The following is an 8783-nucleotide window of genomic DNA, read 5'->3' as shown; positions in this document are numbered from 1 at the left end:
CTACGCTGATTTCATCAGCTTTTACAGCCCTACTCAACTGTGCGGAGGTGGGACGTCGAAATCGAATTCTAACGAATTACCGATTTCTGTCCCACTCTCAATTCTCTTCTTTAAAATTTTTTAGTGAAAGGAGAAAGGCGATCCCGCAAATCACATGGAGTACTGCTACAACCCATTGAGAATAGAAATAAGCAGCAAATAATTTACTGTCGGTGAACATTTTTCCAAAAAGCCCCTTTACCAATCCCTCAAGAAACGGAATATTCTCACACACAGCAAGGATTGAGGCAAGAAAGAGAATAAAACCTGCTATCAAAAAGAGATTGGGAATCCATCTTTTTATCCTTTTCTCTTCTCTGAGCATATACTGAGACGCAATCGCAAATAGAAAAATAAGGACATTCCATATGTTTAAGGCGATAAAGTATCTAAAGGTATCCTTGTATGCGCCTATCGCCATCGCTAAAATCAGGATAGGACCGAAAAAATTAATGGCACTTCCCAATAGTGCAAAGAGGCCATCGACCAAAACAAGATACTTCTTCATATTCTCACCTCATCTCACATCTATTCTACCACAAAGGTTTCGAGAAACAAAAAAAGACAGCCGAAGCTATCTTCATCCGATGCGGAGAGAGGGACTTGAACCCTCACGACCTAAAGCGGTCACAGGATCCTTAGTCCTGCGCGTCTGCCAATTCCGCCATCCCCGCGATTGAGTACCTTACTAGTATATCAATCAACGACTTTTTTGTCAAGATTTTTTTCAAACTTTTTTCAGAGTTTGTCATTTTTTCACAAAAAGGGAGAGTGGGACAGAAATCGGTAATTCGTTAGAATTCGATTTCGTCGTCCCACCTCCGCACAGTTGAGTAGGGCTGTAAAAGCTGATGAAATCAGCGTAGTAGAGCCCACTCAACCACTGCGTCTTGCTCAACAATCCAAAAATAATTGAAAGGCTAGGACTTTTGTCCCAGCCTCCTTTGATTTTTATTTGCTATCGTGGTTTTCAACTGCCGCTGTGATAAAGGCTGTGTAAAGTCCTTCTGGGCGGTTTGGACGGCTTGACAATTCTGGGTGGTATTGGCAAGCGACAAAGAATTTGTTTTCTGGGATTTCAACGATTTCGACCAAACGGTTGTCTGGTGAAACGCCTGAGAAGACAAATCCTGCTTCTTCGAACTGTTCACGGAAAGCATTGTTAAACTCATAACGGTGACGGTGGCGACGTTGCACCACTTCTTGATTGTCATAGGCAGCTGCTGCTTTTGAGCCTCGTTTGAGTTTAGATGGGTAAAGACCGAGACGGAGCGTTCCTCCCATGTCTTCCACATCGATCTGGTCCCGCATGATATCGATAATCGGATACTTAGTTCCTGGATCCAATTCGGACGAATTAGCTCCTTCTAAGCCTAAAACGTGACGAGCAAATTCGATACAGGTTAACTGCATACCCAAGCAGACACCCAACATTGGGACGTCCTGTTCACGCGCATACTTGATGGCTTGAATTTTTCCTTCTGTTCCCCGTTGACCAAAACCACCTGGGACGATGATTCCATCCGCATCTCCAAGGAGTTCTGCCACATTTTCAGCTGTCACATCATTGGCATTGACCCAATTAATCTTGACTTCTGCATCATTGGCATACCCTGAGTGCTTCAAGGCCTCAACGACAGAAATGTAGGCATCTTGCAATTCTACGTATTTTCCAACCAAGGAAATCTTGACCTGTTTCTTGAGGTTCATGACCTTGTCGACCATCGCAGACCATTCTGTCATATCTGCTGCAGGAACATCCAATTTCAAATGGTCACAAACGATTTGGTCCATATTTTGTGCTTGCAAGTTCAATGGGATTTGGTACAAATGTTCCACATCCAGTGATTCGATGACAGCTTCTGGTGCGACATCACAGAATTGAGCCAACTTGTTCTTAATTCCTTGACCAGCTGGTTTTTCTGTACGGATGACCAACATATTTGGTTGAATCCCAAGACCACGCAATTCTTTCACAGAGTGTTGCGTCGGCTTGGTTTTCATTTCTCCCGCAGCCTTTAAGTAAGGAAGAAGGGTGGTGTGGATGTACATAACATTTTCAGCACCAACATCTGCCTTCATTTGACGAAGAGCTTCAAGGAATGGAAGGGATTCAATGTCTCCAACTGTTCCCCCGACTTCTGTGATGATGACATCTGAATCCGTCGTCGTCGCTGCTCGTTTGATCTTTTCTTTCAAAGCATCTGTGATATGAGGAATAACCTGTACAGTCGCGCCCAAGTATTCTCCACGACGTTCCTTTCGAAGGACTTCGCTATAAATTTTCCCTGTTGTCACATTTGAGTACTTATTCAAATTGATATCAATGAAGCGTTCATAGTGACCAAGGTCCAAGTCTGTCTCTGCGCCATCGTCTGTGACAAATACTTCCCCGTGTTGGTAAGGACTCATCGTCCCTGGGTCAATATTGATATAAGGGTCAAATTTTTGGATGGTCACTTTCAATCCACGATTTTTGAGCAAGCGACCAAGACTTGCTGCGACAATCCCTTTCCCGATGGATGATACGACACCACCCGTGACAAAAATATATTTTGTTGACATGTGCTTTCCTCTTCTTCTAATGTTGTAGAGGCCATTCCTCTTTGCAGAAAAAACAAAAATAGCTCCCTAATCCTTAGGGAGCTCCGACCTCAAAATGAGGTGCCCGAACAATATCTTACCGCAAATGGTCTACTTTGTCAAATTGAAAATTTCATGAAAATAATTTTCGCTGTTTACACGACCTTTTCCACTCCATTTTGTGTGACGAGAAATTTCTCAAATTGAAGCTGAGGCATGCAAAGAGCAAGGTCCTTGTGGATTCGTTCTAGCGCTTCTAAACGCATCTCGACTGACGTCTCGGTATTTCCTTGGATGACAAAGAGGGCGTTTTGCGTAGTCTCCTCAAATTTGTAATGGTCACTATCGCGTACATCCAACCAAGCCAGAACTCCTTTTTGATCCCGGTAGACAGGATCTGTCGGTGCGACATGTTTTTCACTAGAAAGGATAGGGAGGAAGAGATCGTCTCTTTGACTCACTGTAAATTCAATCGGTCCCTCAATCTTATCTAGGTCATGTCCTCCAATTGCGAGAAAGGACTTCAGAGATTCGACATTATAGATATCGATGATGCTATTGATCTGAGGAAGAGCTCCTCGATGCTGGATGTTTCGGATAAGAGCTAGGACTGTTGGGGGATTTTTCTTGATGCTACGCCCTACCTTTTGCAAGAGGTCTGTATACCCTTTGATGACAGGAGATGCCACTACTTCTTCTGTCTGACACTGGAGCGCCCATTGTTCAAGCTCTTTCTTCTTTTCAAGAAAAGAAGGGGGCAAAACTGCTTGAGGATCCACATTTCTAGCAATTCCGACCACAACTGTATCAATACCAAGAGCTACTAAACTTTGATCTAAACGAAAGTCCATCTGGAACACCTCCTATTTGGGAAACCTTACACGTTTATCATATACCATTTCGCCACTTTTTTCAATGCAAACAAAAAGAAACAAGGAACAAGTTGTTTTTTTCAGAAGATAGATAAACTATTTTTATTGACATATAAGTCAATAAATTACTTGCAAACCATCCTCTACTTTTAAAAAATCAAAGGATATTCTGAAACTTTCCGCCGTGAGAAAAGTGCCTGAAACATTTTTGTATCAGGCACTCGGGAGTTTTGAAACCTTAGGTTCAAAACTAAGTCATGGAACTTCGTAGAAGTTCGCTGACGTCCGTACTCATCTAAGGAAAGTTTCTGGGCAAACTTCGTCTTCAATAAAAAAACAAGGAACAAGTTCCTTGTTTCATACGATTTATTCTTCTTCCTCGTCTTCAGAATCCTCTTCTTCGTCGTCTTCTTCGCTTAATTCAACTTCCTCACCCAAATCATCTGGTACGATTTCATTGATTTCAGCATCGTAAGCTTCGACTTCACTCTTTTCATCGTCTGGATTTTCTTCATCATATGAAAGAGCTGGATCTGCATCGTAAACTTCTTCGTCTTCTGGATCGTCGTCGTTGTAGTCGATCGCATCCTCGTCTCCATCCATGAAGGCATTGACACGTTTTTTCTTCCGTTTCTTAGGAGCTTCATCTTCGTCTGTTTCTTCAAGAGCGATGATTTCTTCGTCAACTTCATCGATGGCATACCATGAACGAAGACCCCATTTGTTATCTCCAAGTGGGATAAAGCTTCCATCTACATTCAATTCTGTGTAGAACAATGGGAGGGCTTCACGGATCTCGCTGTTTGATTTTTCAAGGTAATTTTGAATTTCATTTACAAGATCGCTAAAGTACATTTCATGGTCACGTCCGCGTAATTCCAAAATCGCACGCGCCACTTCAATCATAGAAAGTTCACTTTTTTCTTGTCCAGCAAATACTTCTAATTCCAAGGGTAAATCTCCTTATGTTTCATTTCCTAAATGGAGAAGGATCCGGTCTTCAACCTCATCCTATCCTCAATGATAGATTGAAAACTTCTCGTCACTAAATCTATCACGCATTTTATCGTTACACTCTATTGTACGATAAATTTCCCCTTTCGTCAAAGGAAAATTCCAGGATTCTCCACGAAATCAGAAAAAAGAAGAGCCTCACGGCTCTTCTTTTTAATCTCAATTATTTTACTTTTGCTGTGCTTGTGATTACGTTCACTGCTTTCTTCACTGTGATGTCATGTTTCAACATTTCTGGTGAAAGAAGGTTGCGAACTTGTTCAACTGGCATGTTGTAATCTGCTGCCAATTGTTCGATTTCAGCGTTGATTTCTTCTTCAGTTGCTTCGAAGCCTTCTGCTTTGGCTACTGCTTCAACCACGAGGTTTGTCTTAGTGCGGCTTTCAGCTTCTGCTTCATATTGTTTGTGAAGATCATCTTGAGTTGTTCCAGTAATTTGGAAATACATTTCAGGTGAGATTCCTTGACGTTGCATATTTCCAAGGAATTCGTTGATTGAACGGTGTACTTCTTCGTGGATCATTTCTTCTGGAAGTTCAACGATTTCAGCATTTTCAACTGCAAGATCGATCGCTGCTGCTTCTACTGCATCGTTGTATGCTTCTTCTTTAGCTTCCGCCAACTCTTTGCGGTATTTTTCTTTCAATTCAGCAAGAGTTTCAACTTCTTCGTCGATATCTTTTGCCAATTCATCGTCAAGAGCTGGTACTTCTTTTGCTTTTACTTCGTGGATAGTTGTCACGAATTTCGCTTCTTTACCTGCAAGGTCAGCTGCTTGGTAGTCTTCTGGGAAGGTTACGATGACGTCAACTGTTTCACCAGCAGAGTGTCCAACCAATTGGTCTTCGAAACCTGGGATGAATTGACCTGAACCAAGTCCAAGTGAGAAGTTGTCACCTTTACCACCGTCGAATTCAACACCATCGATAGAACCTACGAAGTCGATCACAACTGTGTCGCCTTCTGCTGCAGCACCTTCTTTAACAACCAATTCAGCCAAATTGTTGCGTTCGCGTTCGATACGAGCATCCACATCAGCGTCTGTTACTTCTTTAGAAACTTCTACTGATACTTCAAGGTCTTTGTAAGCACCCAATTTTACTTCAGGTTTTGTTACAACAGCTGCTGTCAATGTCCAGTCTTGACCTTTTTCCATAGATACAACATCAAAAGTTGGTTGTGCTACCACTTCGATTCCAGCTTCTTTAACAGCTGCTTCATATGCTGCTGGAAGAAGATCGTTCAAAGCATCTTGGTAAAGAGCTTCTTCACCGAAACGTTGGTTGAAGATTGGACGTGGAATATGACCTTTACGGAATCCAGGTACGTTCAAAGTTTTCTTAACTGACTCAAACACACGGTCCAAAGCAGGTTTGATTTGCTCTTGGCTGATTGTGAAAGTCAATACACCGTGGTTAGTTTCTTTGTTTTCAAATGATACAGACATTCTGTCTCTCCTTAAAATAATATAGTCATTCCTTATAATTTTACCACAAAACTTTGAAATTGCAAGTTTTAAAACGTTTTTGCCTCTCTTTTCATCCAAAAAAACTAGCCGTTTAAAGCTAGTTCTGATTATGATTTTCGGATGGGATCATCGAGGTAGAGAGCACGGGCACCGCCGATCAATTTTGGCCGACTGGCGAGGGCTGTGACATGGGCTCCACCTAGTTCACGCAAGATAGGGCGAATTGGAACTTGCACGTGTTTGACGTGCATCCCCACCGAGGTATCTCCGATGTCTAACCCCGCTTGAGCTGTGATAAATTCCACTTCAACAGGATCCTTAAAATACTTGAAAGCTGCGAGTTGTCCAGCACCTCCTGCATGGAGACTCGGAAGGACATTGACGATTTCTAACTCCTTTTTATCTGCCAATTCTCTTTCGACCACCAAGGCGCGATTGAGATGCTCACATCCTTGCACTGCCAGATAAATCCCTCTTGGATTCAACTCATCTAGCAAGGTCTGGACAATAGCTTCGGCAAGGTCGATGTTGGAGGCTTTTCCAATTTGCCCTCCTGCAACTTCACTTGAAGACATCCCGAGGACTAGAATCTGTCCTTGGCGGAGACGGCTTTTTTCCAAGACATCTACCAGGATTTCTTTTGTATCCTTCTTCAGTTGCTCCAGATCCATGAATTAGCTTCCTTTCTTTTGAAATGCATAATAGACCACATAGCCTAAAGCCATTCCAACAAAATTCTGAGCGAGGTTGTTCGGAATGTCCGAGATAGCAGCACCCCAGCCATTGCCTAAAAAGAGAGCGGAAGCTAGTGCGTAACCGCCTACCATGACGACTGTCGCAAGGAGCAAGCCTAGGTAACGAGCTTTTCCCTTGAAGCCAGCGAAATAGCCTTGTCCCCCGTGAAAGAGGAGGCTAAAGAACATCCACTGAGGATAGCCTGAAATCAGGTCAAGTAGGAAGGCTCCGACACCACCTACAATAGCACCTTCCTTGCGCCCAAAATAGAAGGCTGTGAAATAAACTCCAAGATCTAGCAGGGTGACGATCCCTGTGGGAGTTGGAAGTTTTGTATAGTAGCCAAGTACAACTGTCAAGGCTGTCAAAATGGAAAGGCGAGCAATGAGTTGAGTTCGATTAGATGTCATACTGTACTACTCCATACTGGTCTGAATGTTGAATCGCTTGGAAAACAAAGTCTTTAGAGGCTTTAACAGCTTCAAGTGGTGATTTCCCTTTTACCAACTGGCTGGAAATGCTAGACGCAAAGGTACAACCTGCTCCTGTATTGTTCTTTTCTAAGACCGGCTCTTCAATGACGGTGAAGTCTGTCCCATCATAAAAGACATCGATGGCCTTTTCTTTATTGAGACGATTGCCTCCTTTGACCACGACAGTCGCTGCTCCTAATTCGTGGAGCTTGCGCGCTGCCTCCTTCATATCGTCGAGCGATTGAATCTTGCTTTGGGTCAAGATCTCAGCTTCTGGTAAGTTTGGCGTGATGATGGTCACATAAGGGAAGAACTTAATCAATTCGTCTCGAAGAGCTGAAACTTCTACATCATGACTTTCCTTGCAGACCAAGACAGGATCTAGTACCACAGGAATCTCCGCATGGGCTTTGACATAGTCCAAAGCCAAGTCTGCCACTTCAACATTTGGCAAAAGACCGAGTTTAATAGCAGAAAAAGGAACATCTTTGAGGGAGTTGAGCTGTTGAGCAAAGGTCGTCGAATCCACCGGAATCACTTCAAAACCGTGCTCCGTCATAGCGGTCAAACAAGTCACCGCTACAAAACCATGCTGTTTGTTAGTCGTATAAGTTGCAAGGTCTGCGTGAAGACCTCCCCCACTAAAAATATCATTTCCTGAAATAGCTAGAATCAATTCATTACTCATAACGGATCTCCTTTAAATATAAGCCATTTGGCGCTGCTGTAGGACCTGCTAGATTGCGGTCCTTCTTTTCTAAAATTAGATCGATCTGCTCGATCGGCATCCGATCATTTCCAATCTTCAACAAAGTTCCCACCATATTGCGGATTTGCTTGTAGAGAAAGCCATTGCCCGAAAAGGTAAAGACAAGGCGATGATGTTCTGCATCCTCGACCAAGCGAGCCTCTGTAATCGTACGAACCTTATCTTCCACGCTGGTTCCTGAAGCTGTGAAACCGGTGAAATCATGGGTTCCCTCCAACTTTTGGATGGCTGCTTGCATCTTTTCCACATCCAAAGGATAAGGATAGTGGGTGGCATAGTGGCGCATCATGGGGTTCTTGGGACGACCATAATCCACGATAAATTCATAGGTCTTGCTGTGCTTCTTGTAGCGTGAGTGAAAGTCATCTTCTACTTGCTCCACTCGGATGAAATCAATATCCTCTGGGGTTTGGGTATCGAGGGCAAAGCGAAGCTTCTCCTCGTCCCGCGCTTGGGGAAGATCAAAATGAATCACCTGGCCAAGAGCATGGACACCGGAATCCGTTCGCCCCGCTCCATGAACGGTAACGGGGGTTCCTTGATTGAGGCGCGTCAAGGTCTTCTCGATTTCCTCTTGCACACTGCGTGCATGCGGTTGGCGTTGAAACCCTGCAAACAAGGTCCCATCATATGAAATGGTTGCTTTGTATCGTGTCATGGTTCTATTTTAGCAAGATATAGAAGGGGTTACAATAGTGAAAAAATCAAACTGTCCGGGTACAGTTTTGCAAACACAAAAAGAGGCTGGGACAAAAGTCCTAGCCTCTCAATTATTTTTGGTTTGTCGAGCAAGACGCAGTGGTTGAGTGGGCTCTACTACGCTGATTTCA

General features: G+C 43.4%; 9 protein-coding genes and 1 tRNA gene. All 10 read right to left on the bottom strand.

The window, feature by feature from the left end; all coding sequences use genetic code 11:
• Positions 1 to 97: 97 nt before the first annotated feature.
• On the bottom strand, positions 98 to 547 hold the full coding sequence (locus tag LIZ08_RS08885; RefSeq protein WP_195487440.1) for a hypothetical protein: 450 nt from the start codon (positions 545 to 547) through the stop codon (positions 98 to 100).
• 80 nt (positions 548 to 627) lie between these two features.
• Positions 628 to 713 (bottom strand) — tRNA-Leu (locus LIZ08_RS08880).
• A 277-nt stretch (positions 714 to 990) separates the two neighbouring features.
• Positions 991 to 2604 (bottom strand): CTP synthase, encoded by a 1614-nt coding sequence (locus LIZ08_RS08875; protein ID WP_023919338.1) that lies wholly within the window; start codon positions 2602 to 2604, stop codon positions 991 to 993.
• A 173-nt stretch (positions 2605 to 2777) separates the two neighbouring features.
• Entirely contained in the window at positions 2778 to 3473 is a 696-nt protein-coding gene (locus tag LIZ08_RS08870; protein WP_195487438.1) for a B3/4 domain-containing protein, read from the bottom strand.
• A gap of 387 nt (positions 3474 to 3860) precedes the next feature.
• Positions 3861 to 4445: a DNA-directed RNA polymerase subunit delta gene (gene rpoE / locus LIZ08_RS08865; RefSeq protein WP_195487437.1), complete on the bottom strand. Its 585-nt coding sequence runs from the start codon at positions 4443 to 4445 to the stop codon at positions 3861 to 3863.
• Between the two features lie 226 nt (positions 4446 to 4671).
• Entirely contained in the window at positions 4672 to 5955 is a 1284-nt protein-coding gene (gene tig / locus LIZ08_RS08860; protein ID WP_021154454.1) for a trigger factor, read from the bottom strand.
• A 128-nt stretch (positions 5956 to 6083) separates the two neighbouring features.
• Positions 6084 to 6647, bottom strand: coding sequence for a TIGR01440 family protein (locus LIZ08_RS08855; RefSeq protein ID WP_024055267.1), 564 nt, complete (start codon positions 6645 to 6647; stop codon positions 6084 to 6086).
• A gap of 3 nt (positions 6648 to 6650) precedes the next feature.
• The gene (locus tag LIZ08_RS08850; protein ID WP_003010175.1) at positions 6651 to 7121 is read right to left on the bottom strand and encodes an ECF transporter S component; all 471 of its coding nucleotides are present in this window, start codon (positions 7119 to 7121) and stop codon (positions 6651 to 6653) included.
• Complete coding sequence (locus LIZ08_RS08845) at positions 7111 to 7872, bottom strand: bifunctional hydroxymethylpyrimidine kinase/phosphomethylpyrimidine kinase (protein WP_227038697.1); 762 nt, start codon at positions 7870 to 7872, stop codon at positions 7111 to 7113. The genes LIZ08_RS08850 and LIZ08_RS08845 overlap by 11 nt, the downstream gene beginning before the upstream one ends.
• A complete protein-coding gene (gene truA, locus LIZ08_RS08840) occupies positions 7865 to 8611 on the bottom strand; it encodes a tRNA pseudouridine(38-40) synthase TruA (protein WP_003004657.1) in 747 nt (248 codons plus the stop codon). Before truA ends, LIZ08_RS08845 begins: the two co-directional genes overlap by 8 nt.
• Positions 8612 to 8783: the final 172 nt, after the last annotated feature.

Source organism: Streptococcus sp. 210928-DFI.4.42, from assembly GCF_020554365.1.
GTDB lineage: Bacteria > Bacillota > Bacilli > Lactobacillales > Streptococcaceae > Streptococcus > Streptococcus parasanguinis_S.
Note: the sequence above shows the minus strand (reverse complement) of the source record. Positions and strands in the feature narration are given on the sequence as shown.

Bases quoted from the DNA above. Each gene is read 5' to 3' on its own strand.
- tig (WP_021154454.1), bottom strand. From the start codon at position 5,955: ATGTCTGTATCATTTGAAAACAAAGAAACTAACCACGGTGTATTGACT.
- LIZ08_RS08850 (WP_003010175.1), bottom strand. From the start codon at position 7,121: ATGACATCTAATCGAACTCAACTCATTGCTCGCCTTTCCATTTTGACA.
- LIZ08_RS08845 (WP_227038697.1), bottom strand. From the start codon at position 7,872: ATGAGTAATGAATTGATTCTAGCTATTTCAGGAAATGATATTTTTAGT.
- LIZ08_RS08885 (WP_195487440.1), bottom strand. From the start codon at position 547: ATGAAGAAGTATCTTGTTTTGGTCGATGGCCTCTTTGCACTATTGGGA.
- LIZ08_RS08870 (WP_195487438.1), bottom strand. From the start codon at position 3,473: ATGGACTTTCGTTTAGATCAAAGTTTAGTAGCTCTTGGTATTGATACA.
- LIZ08_RS08875 (WP_023919338.1), bottom strand. From the start codon at position 2,604: ATGTCAACAAAATATATTTTTGTCACGGGTGGTGTCGTATCATCCATC.
- truA (WP_003004657.1), bottom strand. From the start codon at position 8,611: ATGACACGATACAAAGCAACCATTTCATATGATGGGACCTTGTTTGCA.
- LIZ08_RS08855 (WP_024055267.1), bottom strand. From the start codon at position 6,647: ATGGATCTGGAGCAACTGAAGAAGGATACAAAAGAAATCCTGGTAGAT.